The sequence below is a fragment of the Streptomyces sp. NPDC005402 genome (genome assembly GCF_040606575.1).
GTDB lineage: Bacteria > Actinomycetota > Actinomycetes > Streptomycetales > Streptomycetaceae > Streptomyces.
Genome location: NZ_JBEXFB010000006.1, coordinates 14,189 through 34,851, shown reverse-complemented (window position 1 = coordinate 34,851; position 20,663 = coordinate 14,189). Strand labels below are relative to the sequence as shown.

At 70.1% G+C, this 20,663-nt stretch carries 17 protein-coding genes; 14 read left to right on the top strand and 3 right to left on the bottom strand.

Going from position 1 to position 20,663, the window contains the following annotated elements:
- Window positions 1–5: 5 nt before the first annotated feature.
- The 10 genes from ABZT02_RS13130 to ABZT02_RS13085 all read left to right on the top strand — a co-directional run bounded on the left by ABZT02_RS13130 (window position 6) and on the right by ABZT02_RS13085 (window position 13,049).
- The gene (locus ABZT02_RS13130) at window positions 6–1,925 is read left to right on the top strand and encodes a biotin carboxylase N-terminal domain-containing protein (RefSeq protein WP_356017207.1); all 1,920 of its coding nucleotides are present in this window, start codon (window positions 6–8) and stop codon (window positions 1,923–1,925) included.
- A complete protein-coding gene (locus ABZT02_RS13125) occupies window positions 1,922–2,842 on the top strand; it encodes a hydroxymethylglutaryl-CoA lyase (RefSeq protein WP_356017205.1) in 921 nt (306 codons plus the stop codon). The genes ABZT02_RS13130 and ABZT02_RS13125 overlap by 4 nt, the downstream gene beginning before the upstream one ends.
- 7 nt (window positions 2,843–2,849) lie before the next feature.
- Complete coding sequence (locus ABZT02_RS13120; RefSeq protein ID WP_356017203.1) at window positions 2,850–4,010, top strand: acyl-CoA dehydrogenase family protein; 1,161 nt, start codon at window positions 2,850–2,852, stop codon at window positions 4,008–4,010.
- A gap of 129 nt (window positions 4,011–4,139) precedes the next feature.
- On the top strand, window positions 4,140–5,186 hold the full coding sequence (locus ABZT02_RS13115; RefSeq protein WP_356017201.1) for an ABC transporter substrate-binding protein: 1,047 nt from the start codon (window positions 4,140–4,142) through the stop codon (window positions 5,184–5,186).
- Window positions 5,187–5,278: 92 nt separating this feature from the next.
- Window positions 5,279–6,112, top strand: a complete 834-nt coding sequence (locus ABZT02_RS13110) for a siderophore-interacting protein (RefSeq protein WP_356017199.1) — start codon at window positions 5,279–5,281, stop codon at window positions 6,110–6,112.
- A gap of 144 nt (window positions 6,113–6,256) precedes the next feature.
- Window positions 6,257–7,699: a lysine decarboxylase DesA gene (gene desA / locus ABZT02_RS13105; RefSeq protein WP_356017197.1), complete on the top strand. Its 1,443-nt coding sequence runs from the start codon at window positions 6,257–6,259 to the stop codon at window positions 7,697–7,699.
- Window positions 7,683–8,960 carry a lysine N(6)-hydroxylase/L-ornithine N(5)-oxygenase family protein gene (locus ABZT02_RS13100; protein ID WP_356017195.1) on the top strand — a complete coding sequence of 426 codons (1,278 nt, stop codon included), beginning with the start codon at window positions 7,683–7,685 and terminating at the stop codon, window positions 8,958–8,960. Before desA ends, ABZT02_RS13100 begins: the two co-directional genes overlap by 17 nt.
- The gene (locus ABZT02_RS13095) at window positions 8,957–9,508 is read left to right on the top strand and encodes a GNAT family N-acetyltransferase (protein ID WP_356017193.1); all 552 of its coding nucleotides are present in this window, start codon (window positions 8,957–8,959) and stop codon (window positions 9,506–9,508) included. The genes ABZT02_RS13100 and ABZT02_RS13095 overlap by 4 nt, the downstream gene beginning before the upstream one ends.
- On the top strand, window positions 9,505–11,277 hold the full coding sequence (locus ABZT02_RS13090) for an IucA/IucC family siderophore biosynthesis protein (protein WP_356017191.1): 1,773 nt from the start codon (window positions 9,505–9,507) through the stop codon (window positions 11,275–11,277). The genes ABZT02_RS13095 and ABZT02_RS13090 overlap by 4 nt, the downstream gene beginning before the upstream one ends.
- A gap of 167 nt (window positions 11,278–11,444) precedes the next feature.
- Window positions 11,445–13,049: an RICIN domain-containing protein gene (locus tag ABZT02_RS13085; protein ID WP_356017189.1), complete on the top strand. Its 1,605-nt coding sequence runs from the start codon at window positions 11,445–11,447 to the stop codon at window positions 13,047–13,049.
- Window positions 13,050–13,097: 48 nt separating this feature from the next.
- On the opposite strand, the gene ABZT02_RS13080 is transcribed toward ABZT02_RS13085, so the two are convergent.
- Window positions 13,098–14,660 carry a metallophosphoesterase family protein gene (locus tag ABZT02_RS13080; RefSeq protein WP_356017969.1) on the bottom strand — a complete coding sequence of 521 codons (1,563 nt, stop codon included), beginning with the start codon at window positions 14,658–14,660 and terminating at the stop codon, window positions 13,098–13,100.
- Between the two features lie 165 nt (window positions 14,661–14,825).
- Between ABZT02_RS13080 and ABZT02_RS13075 the strand changes: the two genes are divergently transcribed.
- Both ABZT02_RS13075 and glmS read left to right on the top strand, forming a co-directional pair.
- Window positions 14,826–15,083, top strand: a complete 258-nt coding sequence (locus ABZT02_RS13075) for a hypothetical protein (RefSeq protein ID WP_356017187.1) — start codon at window positions 14,826–14,828, stop codon at window positions 15,081–15,083.
- Between the two features lie 13 nt (window positions 15,084–15,096).
- A complete protein-coding gene (gene glmS / locus ABZT02_RS13070; RefSeq protein WP_356017185.1) occupies window positions 15,097–16,914 on the top strand; it encodes a glutamine--fructose-6-phosphate transaminase (isomerizing) in 1,818 nt (605 codons plus the stop codon).
- A 170-nt stretch (window positions 16,915–17,084) separates the two neighbouring features.
- Here the strand turns inward: glmS and ABZT02_RS13065 are convergent, their stop codons facing one another.
- Window positions 17,085–17,651 (bottom strand): GPR1/FUN34/YaaH family transporter, encoded by a 567-nt coding sequence (locus ABZT02_RS13065; RefSeq protein ID WP_356017183.1) that lies wholly within the window; start codon window positions 17,649–17,651, stop codon window positions 17,085–17,087.
- Window positions 17,652–17,767: 116 nt separating this feature from the next.
- Complete coding sequence (locus tag ABZT02_RS13060) at window positions 17,768–18,295, bottom strand: universal stress protein (protein ID WP_356017181.1); 528 nt, start codon at window positions 18,293–18,295, stop codon at window positions 17,768–17,770.
- Between the two features lie 346 nt (window positions 18,296–18,641).
- Between ABZT02_RS13060 and ABZT02_RS13055 the strand changes: the two genes are divergently transcribed.
- Together ABZT02_RS13055 and ABZT02_RS13050 are read left to right on the top strand one after the other, a co-directional pair.
- Window positions 18,642–18,947: a hypothetical protein gene (locus ABZT02_RS13055; RefSeq protein WP_356017179.1), complete on the top strand. Its 306-nt coding sequence runs from the start codon at window positions 18,642–18,644 to the stop codon at window positions 18,945–18,947.
- 386 nt (window positions 18,948–19,333) lie between these two features.
- On the top strand, window positions 19,334–20,566 hold the full coding sequence (locus tag ABZT02_RS13050; protein WP_356017177.1) for a helix-turn-helix domain-containing protein: 1,233 nt from the start codon (window positions 19,334–19,336) through the stop codon (window positions 20,564–20,566).
- Window positions 20,567–20,663 lie beyond the last annotated feature (97 nt).

The following is a 20,663-nucleotide window of genomic DNA, read 5'->3' as shown; positions in this document are numbered from 1 at the left end:
GACCCATGTTTGACACAGTGCTTGTCGCCAACCGGGGCGAGATCGCGGTCCGCGTCATCCGCACGCTCAAAGCCCTGGGCGTACGCTCCGTCGCCGTCTTCTCCGACGCGGACGCCGACGCCCGGCACGTCCGGGAGGCCGACACCGCCGTACGGCTGGGACCGGCGCCGGCCGCCGAGAGCTATCTGTCCGCCGAGCGCCTCCTCGAGGCCGCCGCCCGTACCGGCGCCCAGGCCGTCCACCCCGGGTACGGCTTCCTCGCCGAGAACGCGGCCTTCGCGCGCGCGTGCGCCGACGCCGGGCTGGTCTTCATCGGGCCCCCCGCCGACGCGATCGCCCTCATGGGCGACAAGATCCGCGCCAAGGAGACCGTGGAGGCGGCCGGCGTACCGGTCGTGCCCGGTGGCCGGGACCCCGAACTCGCCGAGGCGGCCCGCGCGTTGGGCGCCCCCGTGCTGCTGAAGCCCAGCGCGGGCGGCGGTGGCAAGGGCATGCGGCTGGTCCGCGACCTCACCGCCCTGGAGGAGGAGATCGCCGCCGCCCGCCGCGAGGCCCGCACCTCCTTCGGCGACGACACCCTGCTCGTGGAGCGGTGGGTCGACCGGCCCCGGCACATCGAGATCCAGGTGCTGGCGGACGGCCACGGGAACGTGATCCACCTCGGTGAGCGCGAGTGCTCCCTCCAGCGGCGGCACCAGAAGATCATCGAGGAGGCGCCCAGTGTCCTCCTCGACGAGGCCACGCGCGCGTCCATGGGCGAGGCCGCGGTCGAGGCGGCCCGCTCCTGCGGCTACCGGGGCGCGGGCACGGTGGAGTTCATCGTGCCGGGCGACGACCCCTCGTCGTACTACTTCATGGAGATGAACACCCGCCTCCAGGTGGAGCACCCGGTCACCGAGCTCATCACCGGCCTGGACCTGGTGGAGTGGCAGCTGCGGGTGGCGGCGGGCGAGCGACTGCCGTACGGGCAGGAGGACGTCCGGCTGACCGGGCACGCCATCGAGGCCCGCGTCTGCGCCGAGGACCCCGCAAAGGGCTTCCTCCCGTCCGGCGGCACCGTCCTCCGGCTCCACGAACCCCAGGGCGACGGCGTCCGCACCGACTCCGGGCTCAGCGAGGGCACCGAGGTCGGCAGCCTGTACGACCCGATGCTGTCCAAGGTCATCGCGTACGGCCCGGACCGCGCGACCGCGCTCAGGAAGCTCCGGGCGGCTCTCGCGGAGACGGTCACGCTGGGCGTGCAGACCAACGCGGGGTTCCTGCGGCGGCTGCTGGCCCATCCGGACGTGGTGACGGGCGAGTTGGACACCGGGCTGGTCGAGCGCGTGGTGGACGACCTGGTCTCCACGGACGTACCGGACGAGGTGTACGAGGCGGCGGCGGCCGTACGGCTCGAAGCGCTGCGGCCACGGGAAGACGGCTGGACCGATCCGTTCTCGGTACCGAGCGGCTGGCGGCTGGGGGGCTCCGGGTTCACGAAGCCCGTCGGCTTCCCGCTGCGGGTGCAGGAGCCCGTGGAGTACGTCCCGCGCGGCACCCACACCGTCACCGACGGCCAGGTCACCGTCACCCTCGACGGTGTCCGCCACACCTTCCACCGGGCCGGCGACTGGGTGGGCCGTGACGGCGACGCCTGGCACGTGCGCGATCACGACCCGGTGGCCGCGTCCCTCACCCGGAGCGGGCACGCCGGCGCCGACTCCCTCACCGCCCCCATGCCCGGCACCGTGACCGTCGTGAAGGTGGCGGTCGGGGACGAGGTGGCCGCCGGGCAGAGTCTGCTCGTCGTCGAGGCGATGAAGATGGAACACGTCATCTCCGCCCCGCACGCGGGCACGGTCGCCGAGCTGGACGTCACGCCCGGCGCGACCGTCGCCATGGACCAGGTGCTGGCGGTCATCACCCCCGTGGAGGACGAGCGATGACACTCCCCATGGTCGTACCGCAGACCGGGCTCCCGGCCCGCGTCCGCATCCACGAGGTCGGCGCCCGCGACGGCCTGCAGAACGAGAAGTCGACCGTGCCCACCGAGGTCAAGGCGGAGTTCGTGCGCCGCCTCGCCGAGGCCGGCCTGACGACCATCGAGGCGACGAGTTTCGTCCACCCCAAGTGGGTGCCCCAACTAGCGGACGCGGAGCAGCTGTTCCCACAGCTCGCCGACCTGTCCGTGGACCTCCCGGTGCTCGTCCCGAACGAACGCGGCCTGGACCGCGCGCTGGCCCTCGGAGCCCGCCGGGTCGCCGTCTTCGCCAGCGCCACCGAGTCCTTCGCCAAGGCCAACCTCAACCGCACGGTGGACGAGGCACTGGCGATGTTCGACCCGGTCGTCGCGCGGGCGAAGGCCGAGGGCGTGCACGTCCGCGGCTACCTCTCCATGTGCTTCGGCGACCCGTGGGAGGGCGCGGTCCCGATCCCCCAGGTCACCAAGGTCTGCCGCGCCCTGCTCGACATGGGCTGCGACGAGCTGAGCCTCGGCGACACGATCGGGGTGGCGACACCGGGCCACGTACGCGCGCTGCTCACCGAACTCGACGTACCGGTCGAGAAGGTGGGCGTGCACTTCCACGACACGTACGGCCAGGCCCTCGCCAACACCTACGCGGCCCTCCAGCACGGCGTCACCACCGTGGACGCCTCCGCGGGCGGCCTCGGCGGCTGCCCGTACGCCAAGTCCGCCACCGGCAACCTCGCCACCGAAGACCTCGTGTGGATGCTTCAGGGCCTCGGCATCGACACCGGTGTCGACCTCGGCCGTCTCGTCGCCACCAGCGCCTGGATGGCCGAACACCTGGGCCGACCCAGCCCGTCCCGCACCGTCCGCGCCCTCTCCCACCAGGAGTGAACCCCCGATGGACCACCGCCTCTCCCCCGAGCTGGAAGAACTCCGCCGTACCGTCGAGGAGTTCGCCCATGACGTAGTGGCGCCGAAGATCGGCGAGTACTACGAGCACCACGAGTTCCCGTACGAGATCGTCCGCGAGATGGGCCGCATGGGCCTGTTCGGGCTGCCGTTCCCCGAGGAGTACGGCGGCATGGGCGGCGACTACCTGGCGCTGGGACTCGTCCTTGAGGAACTCGCGCGCGTGGACTCGTCGGTGGCGATCACGCTGGAGGCCGGCGTCTCCCTCGGTGCCATGCCCCTGCACCTGTTCGGCACCGAGGAGCAGAAGCGCCAGTGGCTGCCCCGGCTGTGCTCGGGCGAGATCCTGGGCGCCTTCGGGCTGACCGAGCCGGACGGCGGCAGCGACGCGGGAGCGACCCGTACGACGGCCCGCTTGGACCCCGACACCGACGAGTGGGTCATCAACGGCACCAAGTGCTTCATCACCAACTCCGGCACCGACATCACGGGACTGGTCACCGTCACCGCGGTCACCGGGCGCAAGCCCGACGGCAGGCCGTTGATCTCCTCGATCATCGTCCCCTCCGGCACACCGGGCTTCACGGTCGCGGCGCCGTACTCGAAGGTCGGCTGGAACGCCTCCGACACCCGTGAGCTGTCCTTCTCCGACGTCCGGGTCCCGGCGGCGAACCTGCTGGGCGAACAGGGCCGCGGCTACGCCCAGTTCCTGCGCATCCTCGACGAGGGCCGGATCGCCATCGCGGCCCTCGCGACCGGGCTCGCGCAGGGCTGTGTGGACGAGTCGGTGAAGTACGCGAAGGAGCGGGAGGCCTTCGGGCGGCCGATCGGCGCCAACCAGGCGATCCAGTTCAAGATCGCCGACATGGAGATGAAGGCGCACACCGCGCGCCTGGCATGGCGGGATGCGGCCTCGCGGCTGGTCCTGGGCGAACCCTTCAAGAAGGAGGCGGCCCTCGCCAAGCTGTACTCCTCCACGATCGCCGTGGACAACGCCCGCGACGCCACGCAGATCCACGGCGGCTACGGCTTCATGAACGAGTACCCGGTCGCCCGCATGTGGCGCGACTCCAAGATCCTGGAGATCGGCGAGGGCACGAGCGAGGTCCAGCGGATGCTGATCGCGCGGGAGTTGGGGCTGGCAGGCTAGACCGCAGCTCACAGGGCACCCACGGCTGCGGCGGGGCGGCGCCCGCCCTCTGGACATTCGGTGAGGTTAGGCTAACCTACGTTCGAACTTGTCCGGCGGGCGCTTCGCCCCGTTCGAAAGCAGCCACACATGTCCAACGCACGAGCCGTCCACCTCACCCGCCGTGGCATCCTCGCCGCGGGCGGCGCACTCGGCCTCGGCGCCGTGCTCGCGGCCTGCGGTGACGACGACTCCGGCAGCGAGGGCTCTGGCGAGGGGACCACGGCCGCGAAGTCCGGAACGTGGACCTTCAAGGACGACCGCGGCACGACCGTGAAGCTCGACAAGGTTCCCACGAAGATCGTCGCCTTCGTCGGCGTCGCGGCAGCGCTCCACGACTACGGCGTCGAGGTCAAGGGCGTCTTCGGCCCCACCAAGACCAAGGACGGCAAGGCCGATGTCCAGGCCGGCGACATGGACGTCAGCAAGCTGACCGTCTTCGGCAACGTCTGGGACCAGTTCAACGTCGAGCAGTACGCGGCCTTCGCGCCCGAGGTCCTCCTCACCACGACCTTCGACAGCGCCGGCACCCTCTGGTACGTCCCCGCAGCCTCCGCGTCCAAGATCGCCAAGCTGGCGCCGAGCGTGGCGGTCTCGGTCTACGACCGTCAGATCACCACGCCCCTCCAGCGGGTGTGGGAGCTGGCCGAGTCCCTCGGCGCCGACATGACGGCGGCGAAGGTCACCGACGCGAAGAAGCGGTTCGAGTCCGCGTCGGAGCGGCTGCGCGCCGCCGCCAAGGCCCACCCCGACATCAAGGTGCTCGCCGGGTCCGCGGCGCAGGACGTCTTCTACGTCTCCGGCTCCAACCTGTCCATCGACCTCGAGTACTTCAAGGCACTCGGCGTGAACTTCGTCGAGCCCCCGGCGTCCGTACTCAAGGCCTCCGGCGGCTGGTACGAGTCGCTGAGCTGGGAGAACGTCGACAAGTACGCGGCCGACATCATCATGATGGACGACCGTACGGCGACGATCCAGCCCGCCGACATCACCGAGGCGACCTGGAAGAAGCTGCCCGCGGTCAAGGCGGGCCAGGTCATCTCCCGTTCTCCCGAGCCGATTCTGTCGTACGACAAGTGCGTGGCGATGGTGGAGAACCTCGCGAAGGCCATCGAGACCGCGAAGAAGGTCAGCTAGGCGCGTTGCCGCCCGCGGGCGCGTGGGGGCTGGTCGCGCAGTTCCCCGCGCCCCTGAGCAGACATCCCTGACGTCGATTCAGGAGTTACCCCATGACCACGGCCGTAGCCGCCCCGTTCCGCTTCTTCTCCCTTCAGGTCGTACGGACTCGGCGGCTGGGGCCGTCCCTGGTCCGGGTCACCTTCGCCGGGGAGGACCTCCGGCACTTCTTCTCCGGCGGACACGACCAGTCGCTGTCCCTCTTCCTCCCCGCCGAAGGGCGGACCGAGCCCGGGGTCCCCGTCGAGCTCGGGGACGGGTGGTGGCAGGCATGGCGGGAACTGCCGGATGACGTACGGGCGGTGATGCGGTCGTACACCCTGCGAGGTCTCCGCCGCGATCCCGACGAGATCGACATCGACTTCGTGCTGCACGAGCCGGCCGGCCCCGCCTCCCGGTGGGCCGCACACGCCTCCGCCGGTGACAGGGTCCAGTTGCTCGGGCCCGCCGTCGCCGACAACCGGGCGATCCGGTTCCGGCCGCCCGAGGACACCGATCTCGTCCTGCTGTGGGGCGACGAGACCGCGCTGCCCGCCGTCTCGGCGATCCTCGAAGCCCTCCCCGCCGGGCAGCGCGCCCGCGTCTGGCTGGAGGTGCGTGACGCCGGGGACATCCAGGACCTCGTGACCGACGCGGACGCCGAGATCACCTGGCTCGTGGCCGGCGAGACCGGCGCCCCGTGCTCCCCCATGGCGCTGAGCGCCCTGCGCGATGCCCAACTCCCGCCCGCCGAGCGGCCGTACGTCTGGATCGCGGGCGAGTCCGGGTGCGTGAAGGAGCTGCGGCGGCACTTCGTGCGGGAGCGCGGGGTGGACCGGCGCCGGGTGACCTTCGTCGGGTACTGGCGGCAGGGAATGACCGAGGAACAGCTGCGGGCGGCCGAGTAACTCCCGTCGACGTGACGCCGGTCACGGGTGGGGCAGGTTTGACCTCCTGTTAGTTAGGTTAGGCTTACCTAAGTTGAAGTCGGGTTCTGCCCCGCTCCTGCCCCGTCCGTCCCGCACGGATTGTCCCCACCGGAGGACCCCCACATGCGCTCGCACCTGCTCAACGACACGACCGCGGAGAGCTACCGCCGCTCCGTGACCGAAGGAATAGAGCGGGTGGCGGCCAAACTCGCCACCACCACAAGGCCGTTCACCGGCGTCACCGTCGACGCCCTCTCCCCCCGGATCGACGAGATCGACCTCGACAAGCCCCTGCTGGACACAGCGGCGGTGCTCGACGAACTGGAGGACGTCTACCTCCGGGACGCGGTCTACTTTCACCATCCCCGCTACCTCGCCCACCTCAACTGCCCGGTCGTCATCCCGGCCGTGCTCGGCGAGGCGATCCTCTCCGCCGTCAACTCCTCCCTGGACACCTGGGACCAGTCGGCCGGCGGCACCCTCATCGAGCGCAAACTGATCGACTGGACGACCGCGCGCATCGGTCTGGGCCCGGTCGCCGACGGCGTGTTCACCTCGGGCGGGACGCAGTCCAACCTCCAGGCACTTCTGCTGGCCCGCGAGGAGGCCAAGGCGCACTCGACGGCCGAACTGCGCGTCTTCGCCTCCGAGGTCAGCCACTTCAGCGTCAAGAAGTCGGCCAAACTGCTCGGTCTGAGCCAGGACGCCGTGGTCTCGATCCCCGTCGACCACGACAAGCGGATGCAGACCGTGGCCCTCGCCCGTGAGCTGGAGCGCTGCCGCCGCGACGGCCTGGTGCCGATGGCCGTCGTCGCCACCGCCGGCACCACGGACTTCGGCTCCATCGACCCGCTGCCCGAGATCGCCGAGCTGTGCGAGCAGTACGGCACCTGGATGCACGTCGACGCGGCCTACGGCTGCGGGCTGCTCGCCTCCAACAAGTACCGGCACCGCATCGACGGCATCGAGCGCGCCGACTCGGTCACCGTGGACTACCACAAGTCCTTCTTCCAGCCGGTGAGTTCATCAGCCGTGCTGGTCCGCGACGTGGCCACACTGCGCCACGCCACCTACCACGCGGAGTACCTCAACCCGCGCCGCATGGTGCAGGAACGCATCCCCAACCAGGTCGACAAGTCCCTCCAGACCACCCGGCGCTTCGACGCGCTCAAGCTGTGGATGACCCTGCGCGTGATGGGCGCCGACGGCGTCGGACAGCTCTTCGACGAGGTCTGCGACCTGGCCGTCGAGGGCTGGAAGCTGCTCGCCGCCGACCCCCGCTTCGACGTGGTCGTCGAACCGAGTCTCTCCACGCTCGTCTTCCGCTGCATCCCGGCCTCGGTCACCGACCCCGCCGAGATCGACCGCGCCAACCTGTACGCCCGAAAGGCCCTGTTCGCCTCCGGCGACGCGGTGGTCGCGGGCACGAAGGTCAACGGCCGCCACTACCTGAAGTTCACCCTGCTCAACCCCGAGACGACGGTCGAGGACATGTCCGTCGTCCTCGACCTGATCGCCGGCCACGCCGAGCAGTACCTGGGAGAGTCCCTTGACCGCGCGTCCTGAACACCCGTTCACCACCTACGACTTCGTGGGGATCGGGCTCGGCCCGTTCAACCTGGGCCTCGCCTGCCTCACCGAGCCCATCGACGAACTCGACGGGATCTTCCTGGACTCGAAGCCCGACTTCGAGTGGCACGCCGGCATGTTCCTGGACGGCGCCCACCTCCAGACCCCGTTCATGTCGGACCTGGTCACCCTCGCCGACCCGACCTCGCCGTACTCCTTCCTCAACTACCTGAAGGAGAAGGGGCGGCTGTACTCGTTCTACATCCGCGAGAACTTCTACCCGCTGCGGGTCGAGTACGACGACTACTGCCGCTGGGCCGCCAACAAGCTGAGCAGCGTCCGCTTCAACACGACGGTGACGGAGGTCCGGTACGAGGACGACACGTACGTCGTGACGACGTCGGCCGGTGACGTGTACCGCGCCCGCCACCTGGTCCTCGGCACCGGCACCCCGCCGTACGTCCCGGAGGCCTGTCGGGGGCTGGGGGGCGACTTCATCCACAACTCCCGCTATGTGCAGCACAGAAGCGAGCTGGTGAAGAAGGAGTCGATCACCCTCGTCGGCTCGGGTCAGTCCGCCGCCGAGATCTACTACGACCTGCTCGGCGAGATCGACGTCCACGGCTACCGGCTGAACTGGGTGACCCGCTCCCCGCGCTTCTTCCCCCTCGAATACACCAAGCTGACGCTGGAGATGACCTCCCCGGAGTACATCGACTACTACCGCGAGCTGCCCGAGGCCACCCGCTACCGGCTCACCGCCGAACAGAAGGGCCTGTTCAAGGGCATCGACGGCGACCTCATCAACGAGATCTTCGACCTGCTCTACCAGAAGAACCTCGGCGGCCCGGTCCCCACCCGGCTGCTCACCAACTCCTCGCTGAACAGCGCCCGTTACGACAACGGCACGTACACGCTCGCCTTCCGCCAGGAGGAGCAGGAGAAGGACTTCGAGATCGAGTCGCAGGGTCTCGTGCTCGCGACCGGCTACAAGTACGCCGAGCCGGAGTTCCTGGCGCCGGTCAGGGACCGCCTGGTGTACGACTCCCAGGGCAACTTCGACGTGTCCCGCACCTACGCGATCGACGTGACGGGCAGAGGCGTCTTCCTGCAGAACGCCGGTGTCCACACCCACAGCGTCACCAGCCCCGACCTGGGCATGGGTGCCTACCGCAACAGCTGCATCATCCGGGAGCTGCTCGGCACCGAGTACTACCCGGTCGAGAAGACGATCGCGTTCCAGGAGTTCTCCGTATGAGCACCACTGCCGTGGGCACGTTCACCTTCCGCCCTCTCGACCCCCTGAAGGACGCCGAGCTGCTGCACGGGTGGGTCACCCACCCCAAGGCCGCGTTCTGGATGATGCAGGACGCGAAACTGGAGGACGTCGAGCGCGCGTACCTGGACATCGCGGCCGACGAGCACCACCACGCGCTGCTGGGCCTCGGCAAGGACGGCCGGCCCGCCTTCCTGATGGAGAAGTACGACCCCGCCCACCGCGAGCTGGTCGGGCTGTACGAGCCCGGTCCCGGTGACGTCGGCATGCACTTCCTCACCCCGGCGACCGACCGGCCCGTGCACGGCTTCACCCGGTCCGTCATCACCGCCGTGATGGCCCACCTCTTCGAGGACCCGACCGCCCGGCGGGTCGTGGTGGAGCCGGACGTCTCCAACAAGGCCGTCCACGCCCTGAACGAGGCGGTCGGGTTCGTGCCCGAGCGCGAGATCCGGAAGCCGGAGAAGAAGGCCCTGTTGAGCTTCTGCACGCGGGAACAGTTCTCGGCCGCCACGGGGGTGACCGTATGAGCCTCGCCGACGCCGTGGCCCACCTCTCCCCCGAACGCTGGGACGTGGCCAACCGCCTGCTGATCCGCAAGGGCCTCGCCGAGTTCGCGCACGAGCGGCTGATCGAGCCCGAGGAGACGGACAAGGACCAGTACGTCGTCCGCAGCGACGACGGAAAGACCCGCTACGACTTCACAGCCGTGCGCCGCGCCCTCGACCACTGGCAGGTCGACGCCGACTCCATCACCCGGCACCGCGACGGCACCGAACTCCCCCTCGCCGCCCTGGACTTCTTCATCGAGCTGAAGCAGACGCTGGGCCTGAGCGACGAGATCCTGCCGGTCTACCTGGAGGAGATCTCCTCCACCCTCTCCGGCACCTGCTACAAGCTCACCAAGCCGCGGATCCCGGTCGCCGAGCTCGCTCGTGCGGGCTTCCAGGCCATCGAGACCGGCATGACCGAGGGCCACCCCTGCTTCGTCGCCAACAACGGACGGCTCGGCTTCGGCGTCCACGAGTACCTCTCGTACGCCCCCGAGACCGCGAGCCCGGTCCGTCTGGTCTGGCTCGCCGCCCACCGCTCCCGCGCCGCCTTCACGGCCGGGGTCGGCATCGAGTACGAGACCTTCGTACGGCAGGAGCTGGGCGAGGACACCGTCGAGCGGTTCTACGGCGTCCTGCGCGACAAGGGCCTCGACCCGGCCGACTACCTGCTCATCCCCGTCCACCCCTGGCAGTGGTGGAACAAGCTCACCGTCACCTTCGCCGCCGAGGTCGCCCGCGATCTGCTCGTCTGCCTCGGCGAGGGCGACGACGAGTACCTGGCCCAGCAGTCCATCCGGACCTTCTTCAACACCTCGCACCCGGAGAAGCACTATGTGAAGACGGCCCTGTCCGTCCTCAACATGGGCTTCATGCGCGGCCTTTCCGCCGCCTACATGGAGGCGACACCGGCCATCAACGACTGGCTCGCCGGACTGATCGAGGGCGACCCGGTACTGAAGGCGACGGGCCTTTCGATCATCCGCGAGCGGGCCGCCGTCGGCTACCGGCACCTGGAGTACGAGGCCGCCACGGACCGCTACTCCGCGTACCGCAAGATGCTGGCCGCGCTGTGGCGCGAGAGCCCGGTCCCGTCCCTTGAGGACGGCGAGTCGCTCGCGACGATGGCCTCGCTGGTGCACGTCGACCACGAGGGCCGCTCCTTCGCGGGCGCCCTCATCGAGCGCTCCGGACTCACCCCGACGGAATGGCTGCGCCGCTACCTCCGGGCCTACTACACCCCGCTCCTGCACAGCTTCTATGCCTACGACCTGGTGTTCATGCCGCACGGTGAGAACGTCATCCTGGTCCTGAAGGACGGCGTGGTCGAGCGGGCGGTCTACAAGGACATCGCCGAGGAGATCGCCGTCATGGACCCGGAGGCGGTGCTGCCGCCCACGGTCGAGCGGCTGCGCGTGGAGGTCCCCGACGACAAGAAGCTGCTGTCGATCTTCACGGACGTCTTCGACTGCTTCTTCCGCTTCCTCGCCGCGAACCTCGCCGCCGAGGGAGTCCTGGAGGAGGAGGACTTCTGGCGCACGGTCGCCGAGGTCACGCGCGACTACCAGCGCTCGGTGCCCGAACTGGCCGACAGGTTCGCGCAGTACGACATGTTCGCGCCCGAGTTCGCCCTCTCCTGCCTCAACCGCCTCCAGCTGCGCAACAACCGGCAGATGGTCGACCTGGCGGACCCGTCCGGCGCGCTCCAGCTGGTCGGCACGCTGAACAACCCCATCGCGGGCCTGTAGTACGGCCCCGACAGCCAGGCGTGGCCCGGGAGTACGGTCCTCCCGGGCCCGTCACTTTCCGGCTCTTCTCGTTTCACCTGCGCACACGGGATGCACAGCATCGGCATAGTGAGTGCCACTACGGTCCACATCTTGCCGTGACCGCGCTCCTTGGGGGAGACGAGACGATGACGTCCGAGCACACGCCCCAGCAAGCCCTGTACGACCCGGCGACCGGGTTCCCGGCGGAGGACGTCGCGGCCGTCCACGCCTACGCGGGCGCTTTCTGCGGCAGGCCGGCCACGGCGGCGGCCCTCGCCGGTGCGGTGCTCGCCGGCCGGCCGGGGCCCGCCGCGCGCACGGCCCTCCTGGCCGACGTGCGGCACACGGCCTTCGGGTGGCTGCGGGACGACCGCTCCCGGCTCCTTCACCCCGGCTTCCGGGACTGGGCCCGGCGGACGGACGAGACCTTCGGAACGGCGGACACACTGCGGCGCGTGGAGCACGACACGCTGCTGCTGCGGGCGTTCGGAGAGCTGGCCGACCAGTCGCGGGCCGCGCTGTGGCTGTGCCTCGCGGAAGGCGAACCGGCCTTCGCCGCCCGCGTGTTGAACACCTCCGAGGACTTCGCCGCGTCGATGGCCGACGCGGCCCGCTCCCGTCTCGCCGACACCCTCCTGCGACTGCGCGCCGAGCACACGGCCGACGCCCGCTGTGTGCACTACGGCGGCATGCTCGGCGCGATCGCCCGCGGCACACATCGCGAGACCCCGGCCGATCTCGAACAGCACCTGCAGACCTGCGAGTTCTGCGCCCACGACATCGCGATGCTGCGCACCCTCACGTCGGGCGGTCCGCAGGAGTTACGGCCCCTGCTCGTCGACCAGCTCCTGGTGTGGGGCGGCCCGGCGTACCGTTCGGCGAGACCCGGACCGGCCGACGGGGCGGGCCCGGCCCTCTCGGAGAGGACCGCGAGGGCCAGGCCCGGCTCGTGGACCCCGGTGGCTCCATGGGCCGGGCGAGGACGGCGGACCAGGACAGGGGCGGGACCGCAGACGGCCACGGTCCCCGGGACCGAGCCGCCCGCCGAACCGCCCGGCACAGGGCCCGGCGCCCCCACTCCCCCCGCCCCGCCCGGGCCCGGCGCACCGGCGCCACGCCCTCCCGTGCTCGCCCTCGCCTGCGCCGTCGTGGTGATGGCCGTGGCCACCGCCGTCACTCTGAACCTGCTGTGCGATACCGGGTCCGGAGCCGCCGTGAACTCCTACGGGCCGCCGCCCGCCGCGTCCTCGCAGGCCCCGTCGGCCTCGCCCTCGGCCTCCCGGGGCACGGGAACCGTCCTCGCGATCGTCCCGCTGAAGAGCGCGGTCACGACCGGAAGCTGTGTCGGCGCCGCCGCCCGTCACTGGCCGGACGACGCCCCCGCGCCGGCCGCCTGCGACGGAAGCGCGACCCAGCGGTGGCGGGTCGTCGACATCGGGGACGGGGCCGTCGCTCTGCGGCACGTGGCGTCGGCGTCCTGTCTGGACATAGCGGGCTACCGGGCCGTGGGCGACCCCATGCAGCTGCGGCCGTGCGCCTACCGGCAGGGCGCCCGCGCCCCCTTCCCGGAGGACCAGGCGTTCGTCCTCGAAGCCCGCCGGGACAAGACCTTCACGCTGGTGTGCCAGGACAACCCGGCCATCGCCGTGGGGGTCACCGACGGCGCGGTCCGCATGCTGTCGACCGCGACAGCCGGCCGGGCGATCCGCTTCGCACTGGACGACGCCCTGGCCAAGGCGCTCGGCGGCTGAGCCGCCTCGGCGCACGCCTCCTTGGAGGCGTGCGCGTTGGAGGTGGCGTCACTTCGCCCTGCGCGCCACGGTGAAGTGGTCGATGCGGTCGCCGGTCTCGGCGATGCCCGACACCTTCAGCTTGGCGTAGTGGCCCTTCGAGGCGGGCTCCACGTCCACGCGCAGGAAGGAGTAGTTGAGGTAGCGCACCCGGGACCAGGCGACCGTCTCGTCGACCTTGCCGTCCTTGGTGTTGACGAAGGAGGCGACGGACTCCTGCTCGTTCAGGTGCCCCTCGTAGGAGTCCGGGGCGGAGAACGCGTACAGGCTGCGGCCCGCGGCGCCCGCCGTGACGTAGACGACGCCCTCGGTCTCGGGGTACGCGGTCTCGCCGATCGGGAGCTTCTTGGCGACCTTGTCGCCCTTGATGACATCGGTGCGCTCGTACTGGTGGTTGTGGCCGTTGATGACCAGGTCCACCGTGTACTTCTCGAACAGCGGCACCCACTCCTGGCGGACGCCCCCCTCCGAGGCGTGCGCGGTGGAGGTGCAGTAGGCGCAGTGGTGGAAGAACACGATGACGAAGTCGATGTCCTTCGCGGCCCGGTACTTCTTCAGCTGCCCCTCGAACCACGTGGTCTGGGTGCCGCCGGAGATGCCGAGGTTGGCCGGGATCTCGAAGGAGACGTCGTTCGGGTCCAGCGAGATGATCGCCGTGTTGCCGTGGACGAAGGAGTACACGCCCGGCAGGTGCTTCTTGTCGGGCCCGTTGTCGGGGAGCGTGAAGCGGGCCTCCTCGCCGCCGTAGCCGTTGGGCGAGTACCAGGCCTCCATGTCGTGGTTGCCGAAGCTCACCATCCACGGCACGGACTTGGCGACGGACTCGGTCTGGGCGAGGAACTGGTCCCAGGTGCGTGCGTCGAAGACCGTGTCGGAGGTCTTGCCCTGACCGGCCGGGTCACCGTAGGCGATGTCGCCGGCGTGCAGGTGGAAGGCCGGGTTCTGGCCGAGGATCAGGCTGTCGTTGGCGAGCGCGTGGTAGCTGACGCCCTGGTCGCCGAAGGCCGTGAAGGTGAACGGCTTCTTGTGGGCGGGCGCGGTGGTGAAGGTGCCCAGGGTGCCGGTCAGGTGCGGCTCGGCGGGGTCGAAGCCCTGGTGGCCGACGCCGTAGTAGTAGGTCTGGCCGGGGCGCAGCCGGCTCAGCCTGGCGTGTACGTAGTACTGGGTGTGGTCGCCGCTGGCGCCTACGCCGGCCGGGGTGTACAGGGTGCGCACCTCGGCCTCGATCTTGCGGGAGAGGTCCCAGGGGCGGGCGCCGATCCGGATGAACGGCTTCTTGACCGCGACCGGCACCTGCCAGGAGACGGTCATCTCGGTGCGCGGGTCGTTGCCGTAGGCGAGGTGGCGGCCGAAGGGAGCGACGAGGGCGCCGTCGACGCTCTCGGCGCCGGCGAAGGTGCGGGTCGGCGTGGCGGCCTGGGCGACGGCGCCCGGCACGAACGCGCCACCCGCGACGGCGCCCAGCGTGACGGCGCCGCCCCTGATCATGTTGCGCCGGGAGAATCTGGCGCGCAGGTACTCGTGCTGCTCGGCGATGCTCATGCGCTCGGCGAGCTGCTCGGGTACGCCCATGCGAGGTATGTCCATGGCGTCTGAAACTCGTCTCCATGAGCGACGAGGTGTGGGACGCAGGATGGACAGCTTGCGAACAGACGTTCATAAGAGCATCAACAGCCACTTGCCCGATATCGGGCAGGATTCTTGCGAAACAGCTCGCGGTACCCCAGGATCTACCGGGTGCACGACGAACTTGTTGATCATCTGACGCGGTCCACGCCCCTCAGTCGGGGCGAGGCACTGCGCGTGATCCAGGACGTGCTCGCCTACTTCGACGAGACGACCGAGGAATTCGTCCGTCGCCGCCACCGCGAACTCCAGACCCAGGGCCTGGTGAACGCGGAGATCTTCGGACGGATCGAGGCGGACCTGAAATATCGAGCGGTGGCGCCGCCTGAGCTGACGCTGAGGCAGCTGCGCCGCCTGGTCTACGGCTAGGGGACACAGCTACATGTGCGGAATTGTCGGATACATCGGGAAGCGTGATGTCGCCCCCCTGCTCCTGGAGGGCCTGCAGCGCCTGGAGTACCGCGGCTACGACTCGGCGGGCATCGTCGTCACCTCCCCGAAGACGGCCGGCCTGAAGATGGTCAAGGCCAAGGGGCGGGTGCGCGACCTGGAGGCCAAGGTCCCGGCCCGCTTCAAGGGCACGACCGGCATCGCCCACACCCGCTGGGCCACCCACGGCGCCCCCTCCGACGTGAACGCCCACCCGCACATGTCGGCCGACAGCAAGGTCGCCGTCGTCCACAACGGCATCATCGACAACGCCTCCGACCTGCGCCGCAAGCTGGAGGCGGACGGCGTCGAGTTCCTCTCCGAGACCGACACCGAGGTCCTCGTCCACCTCATCGCGCGCTCCCAGGCGGAGAAGCTGGAGGACAAGGTCCGCGACACCCTGCGGGTGATCGAGGGCACCTACGGCATTGCCGTCATGCACGCCGACTTCAGCGACCGCATCGTGGTGGCCCGCAACGGCTCCCCGGTCGTCCTCGGCATCGGCGAGAAGGAGATGTTCGTCGCCTCGGACATCGCCGCGCTGGTCGCCCACACCCGCCAGATCGTGACGCTGGACGACGGCGAGATGGCCACCCTCAAGGCCGACGACTTCCGCACCTACACGACGGAGGGCACCCGTACGACGGCCGAGCCCACCACCGTCGAGTGGGAGGCCGCCTCCTACGACATGGGCGGCCACGACACCTACATGCACAAGGAGATCCACGAGCAGGCCGACGCCGTGGACCGCGTGCTGCGCGGCCGCATCGACGACCGCTTCTCCACCGTGCACCTGGGCGGCCTCAACCTGGACGCCCGTGAGGCCCGCCAGATCCGCCGGGTGAAGATCCTCGGCTGCGGCACCTCGTACCACGCGGGCATGATCGGCGCCCAGATGATCGAGGAGCTGGCCCGCATCCCCGCGGACGCCGAGCCGGCCTCGGAGTTCCGCTACCGCAACGCGGTCGTCGACCCCGACACCCTCTACATCGCGGTCTCCCAGTCCGGTGAGACCTACGACGTCCTGGCGGCCGTCCAGGAGCTGAAGCGCAAGGGCGCGCGCGTCCTGGGCGTCGTGAACGTGGTGGGCTCGGCGATCGCCCGCGAGGCGGACGGCGGCATCTACGTGCACGCGGGCCCCGAGGTCTGCGTGGTCTCCACGAAGTGCTTCACCAACACGACGGTGGCCTTCGCGCTCCTCGCCCTCCACCTCGGCCGGACCCGTGACCTCTCCGTCCGGGACGGCAAGCGGATCATCGAGGGCCTGCGCAAGCTGCCCGCGCAGATCACCGAGATGCTGGAGCAGGAGGAGCACATCAAGAAGCTGGCCGAGCAGTACGCCGAGGCCCGCTCGATGCTCTTCATCGGCCGCGTCCGGGGCTACCCGGTGGCCCGCGAGGCCTCCCTGAAGCTCAAGGAGGTCTCCTACATCCACGCGGAGGCCTACCCCGCCTCCGAGCTCAAGCACGGCCCCCTGGCCCTGATCGAGCCCGCCCTCCCCACGGTGGCGATCGTCCCCGACGACGACCTCCTGGAGAAGAACCGCGCCGCCCTGGAGGAGATCAAGGCCCGCAGCGGCAGGATCCTGGCGGTCGCCCACCAGCACCAGGAGAAGGCCGACGAGACGATCGTGGTCCCCAAGAACGAGGACGAGCTGGACCCCATCCTGATGGGCATCCCCCTCCAACTCCTGGCGTACCACACGGCCTTGGCCCTGGGCCGGGACATCGACAAGCCGCGCAACCTCGCGAAGTCGGTAACGGTCGAGTAGGACACCCAGGGGCGCGGGGCTGTGTCAATCTGCGGCTACCGCCGTGTGGGCGCGAGCAACCCCCACCGCCCCCTGGACGCCACCCCACGGAACGGACCCCCACGCGATGCCACATCGACGGGGGGTCCGTTCGATCGCCGGGAGGCCGCCCAACCCCCCGGCCCGTGCGGCTAACCGGTGGCCGTCACGCCCCGGCCGGCAGCACGTCGAGGAAGCACCGTGGGCCAGTGCGCGAGCGCCGCGGTCGCCGCGTACCAGGCAACGGCCCCCGCGGCCACGGCGAACCAGCCCCCGACCTTCGCGAGACCGTCGTTGTCGGCGAACACACCGATCGCGAGCAGCACCAGGGAGACGAAGAACAACCCGTAGGTGCCCTGGGCGAGTTGATCCCCGCCCGCGAGGGTGAGCGACAGGGCCACGAGGGCGAACAACAGCAGGAACAGACCGGCCGCGTTGGCGGAGACCTGGTGGTCGGCGGAGACGGCCCACGTGAACCAGAGCGCTCCGAGCGCCGAGAACGCCGTACCGGAGACGGAGTCACCGTCGCGGAAGGCGAGCAGTCCCGCCACGAAGAGGGCAACGCCCCCCACGTACTGGGCGATTGACACGGCGTCAGTGGCCGTGACGCCGTCGATCACATCGGTGTGGCCGAGTCCGAACGCCAACAGGGTGATACCCAGGGCCAGTCGGCCGACCACGGTGGTGGTTGCGCTTCCCGCGGAGACATCTTTGTCCACGGCGGGCTCCCTTCGTGCGGGTGGGGTGGTGCGATGACCGATATATGCCCTTCACAAGGGCACAAACACCTCTGCGCACGAGTAAATTCGACTGTCCCACCTGGGAGAACGGTCCGTCAGGGAATGACGATGACGGGCCGCTTCGCCCGCTTGGCGAGCCGCCCCGCGACGGAGCCGAAGATGCGCCCGACGATGCCGTGGGTGGAGCCGACGACGATCGCGTCCGCCTCGTACTCCCGCCCGACCTCCTCGAGTTCGTGGCAGATGTCTCCGCCGCGCTCGACGAGGATCCAGGGGACCTCGGCCAGATAGTCCGCACAGGCGAGCTCCAGGCCGAGCACCTCGGTGCGGTGGTCCGGCACGTCGACGAAGACCGGTGGCTCACAGCCGGCCCACACGGTGGTGGGCAGCCGGTTGGCGACATGCACGATGATCAGGCCCGAGCCGGAGCGATGGGCCATGCCGATCGCGTACGCGAGGGCGCGCTCGCTGGACATGGAGCCGTCGAAGCCGACCACGACGCCGTGCTTGAAGGCGGGGTCGCAGGAATGGCGTGGCTCTTCCGCCGCCAGGGGCTCGGCCGCCGTGTGGTCGGCGACGGGCCGCTTGCGGTCCGCGGGTTCGAAGAATTCGTGACCGGCCATGGCTGTCTCGGCGTTGTGATCCTTGTGTGGGAGGGACGACCGTGTGCGGCGGAGCTGTGTCCGGGAATCATCTTCCCAACCCCATACCCCCAAGGGTACGGCGCCACGCCTCCTTAGCCCAGAGCCCGCCCTCGGTCCGTGGGGGTTCCAGGGAGCATGCACGAGGGGCGCCCGTAACGCAATGGTTGCTGTGCTGTACAGGCGGTTTGCACAGGATGCCCGCGGCCGTCGTCGCCCCGGACCACCGGCCCGCCCCCCGGACGGCCCCTCGACACAGTGACCGAAGGGTCGAACACGCGTTGAACCCGTGAGCCACGCCGCGGGGAGACGCCACAGGGAGCACACCATGACCGGACACCGACCGCCCTCCGAGGACTCCGCCACGGACGTGGTCCGCTGGGCGGCCTTCAGCTGCGTCCTCGTCCCCGTGGTGCTCGTCTGGTACGGCACCTCACTGGCCGGCGCGACGGGCACCGCCCTCGGTCTCGCCGCCGTCACGGGCGTCTGCCGTATCCTCCTGCGCCAGTCGGAGCGCGGCGCGGCCCGCCTGCGCGCCGAGGAGCTTGCGCCCCGCCGTGGCCGTCATCACAGGAGTGGTACCGGGGCCCGTCGAGGCGGTCGTCACACCGGGGGAAATACACCGGTCGGCTGACCGGTTTCCGTGCACCGCGACGATTCTTTTCAGCCAACTTCCGCGTTGGGCGTGTCCCTTGGTCCAACCACCCCTCAACCCCCGTTCCACCTGCACGGATAGGGTCTCCGGGGTTCCGTGCACCCTACGTGGATTAGCCACTGCCACAAGGCGCACTTCCCTGCACGGCCCACGAGTGCAACGCTTCGTGATCGAATGCTTTACGCCAAGTTGCCATGTCGACAATGTGCCGGATGACGAACTGGTCACGCCGGCACCACGGGACACAGTAGATTCGATCTTGACGTCTTACGGCGGGGGACTCGTGCAGGACCGAGGGGAAACGTGCTGGAGCGACATGCCCGACAAGTTAGGGGCGCCGCGACCACCGAGGGGGGCTTAGCAGGATGAGCCACGACTCCACTGCCGCGCCGGAAGCCGCGGCCCGGAAGCTTTCCGGGCGACGCCGCAAGGAGATCGTCGCGGTGCTGCTGTTCAGCGGCGGCCCCATTTTCGAGAGTTCCATACCGTTGTCGGTGTTCGGGATTGACCGCCAGGACGCCGGCGTACCGCGCTACCGACTGTTGGTGTGCGGCGGTGAGGACGGCCCACTGCGGACCACAGGGGGCCTGGAACTCACCGCACCGCATGGCCTGGAAGCGATCTCGCGCGCGGGCACGGTCGTCGTGCCGGCCTGGCGTTCGATCACTTCTCCGCCACCGGAGGAGGCGCTCGACGCTCTGCGCCGGGCGCACGAGGAGGGCGCCCGCATCGTAGGACTGTGCACCGGCGCCTTCGTGCTGGCGGCGGCGGGCCTGCTGGACGGCCGCCCCGCCACGACACACTGGATGTACGCACCGACGCTGGCCAAGCGCTATCCGTCGGTGCACGTCGATCCACGGGAACTCTTCGTGGACGACGGCGACGTACTGACCTCGGCCGGTACCGCGGCCGGAATCGACCTCTGTCTCCACATCGTGCGGACGGACCACGGCAACGAGGCGGCCGGCGCGCTGGCCCGCCGCCTGGTGGTCCCGCCGCGCCGCTCCGGCGGTCAGGAGCGCTACCTCGACAGGTCTTTACCAGAGGAGATCGGCGCCGACCCGCTCGCCGAGGTCGTCGCCTGGGCGCTGGAGCACCTTCACGAGCAGTTCGACGTGGAGACGCTGGCGGCGCGGGCGTACATGAGCCGTCGTACGTTCGACCGCCGGTTCCGCTCGCTGACGGGTTCGGCCCCGCTGCAGTGGCTGATCACCCAGCGGGTGCTGCAGGCGCAGCGGCTGCTCGAGACGTCGGACTACTCGGTGGACGAGGTCGCCGGGCGTTGCGGCTTCCGCTCGCCGGTGGCGCTGCGCGGGCACTTCCGGCGGCAGCTGGGCTCGTCCCCCGCCGCCTACCGGGCCGCGTACCGGGCCCGCCGGCCGCAGGGCGACAAGCCCGTGGACAGCGACGGTCCGGTGGTGGGCAGCCCGACGGGACCAGCGCCCAGCGCGCCCATGCCGCTGCACCCGGAGAGCGGCCCGGTACCGCTCCAGACCCGCCGTACCCCGGCCCCCGTGGGCCCGCACTCCGACAACGGCCGCGAGCTGTACGTCGGCGGCGGCCGGGCGAGCCTGCCGGGGCAGCGCAGCGGAGCGTGACGTCCTGACGCCGGGCGCGGCCTGCGAGGGCCCGCCCGGCGTTCCAGGTGCCCGGCACCGACACGGGGCGCCACAAACACAGACGTCAGCCGTAGGG

What these genes read in the sequence shown, in the direction of transcription:
- ABZT02_RS13130 (WP_356017207.1), top strand. Translation starts at nt 6, where the DNA reads ATGTTTGACACAGTGCTTGTCGCCAACCGGGGCGAGATCGCGGTCCGC.
- ABZT02_RS13125 (WP_356017205.1), top strand. Translation starts at nt 1,922, where the DNA reads ATGACACTCCCCATGGTCGTACCGCAGACCGGGCTCCCGGCCCGCGTC.
- ABZT02_RS13120 (WP_356017203.1), top strand. Translation starts at nt 2,850, where the DNA reads ATGGACCACCGCCTCTCCCCCGAGCTGGAAGAACTCCGCCGTACCGTC.
- ABZT02_RS13115 (WP_356017201.1), top strand. Translation starts at nt 4,140, where the DNA reads ATGTCCAACGCACGAGCCGTCCACCTCACCCGCCGTGGCATCCTCGCC.
- ABZT02_RS13110 (WP_356017199.1), top strand. Translation starts at nt 5,279, where the DNA reads ATGACCACGGCCGTAGCCGCCCCGTTCCGCTTCTTCTCCCTTCAGGTC.
- desA (WP_356017197.1), top strand. Translation starts at nt 6,257, where the DNA reads ATGCGCTCGCACCTGCTCAACGACACGACCGCGGAGAGCTACCGCCGC.
- ABZT02_RS13095 (WP_356017193.1), top strand. Translation starts at nt 8,957, where the DNA reads ATGAGCACCACTGCCGTGGGCACGTTCACCTTCCGCCCTCTCGACCCC.
- ABZT02_RS13090 (WP_356017191.1), top strand. Translation starts at nt 9,505, where the DNA reads ATGAGCCTCGCCGACGCCGTGGCCCACCTCTCCCCCGAACGCTGGGAC.
- ABZT02_RS13085 (WP_356017189.1), top strand. Translation starts at nt 11,445, where the DNA reads ATGACGTCCGAGCACACGCCCCAGCAAGCCCTGTACGACCCGGCGACC.
- ABZT02_RS13080 (WP_356017969.1), bottom strand. Translation starts at nt 14,660, where the DNA reads ATGGGCGTACCCGAGCAGCTCGCCGAGCGCATGAGCATCGCCGAGCAG.
- glmS (WP_356017185.1), top strand. Translation starts at nt 15,097, where the DNA reads ATGTGCGGAATTGTCGGATACATCGGGAAGCGTGATGTCGCCCCCCTG.
- ABZT02_RS13060 (WP_356017181.1), bottom strand. Translation starts at nt 18,295, where the DNA reads ATGGCCGGTCACGAATTCTTCGAACCCGCGGACCGCAAGCGGCCCGTC.
- ABZT02_RS13055 (WP_356017179.1), top strand. Translation starts at nt 18,642, where the DNA reads ATGACCGGACACCGACCGCCCTCCGAGGACTCCGCCACGGACGTGGTC.
- ABZT02_RS13050 (WP_356017177.1), top strand. Translation starts at nt 19,334, where the DNA reads ATGAGCCACGACTCCACTGCCGCGCCGGAAGCCGCGGCCCGGAAGCTT.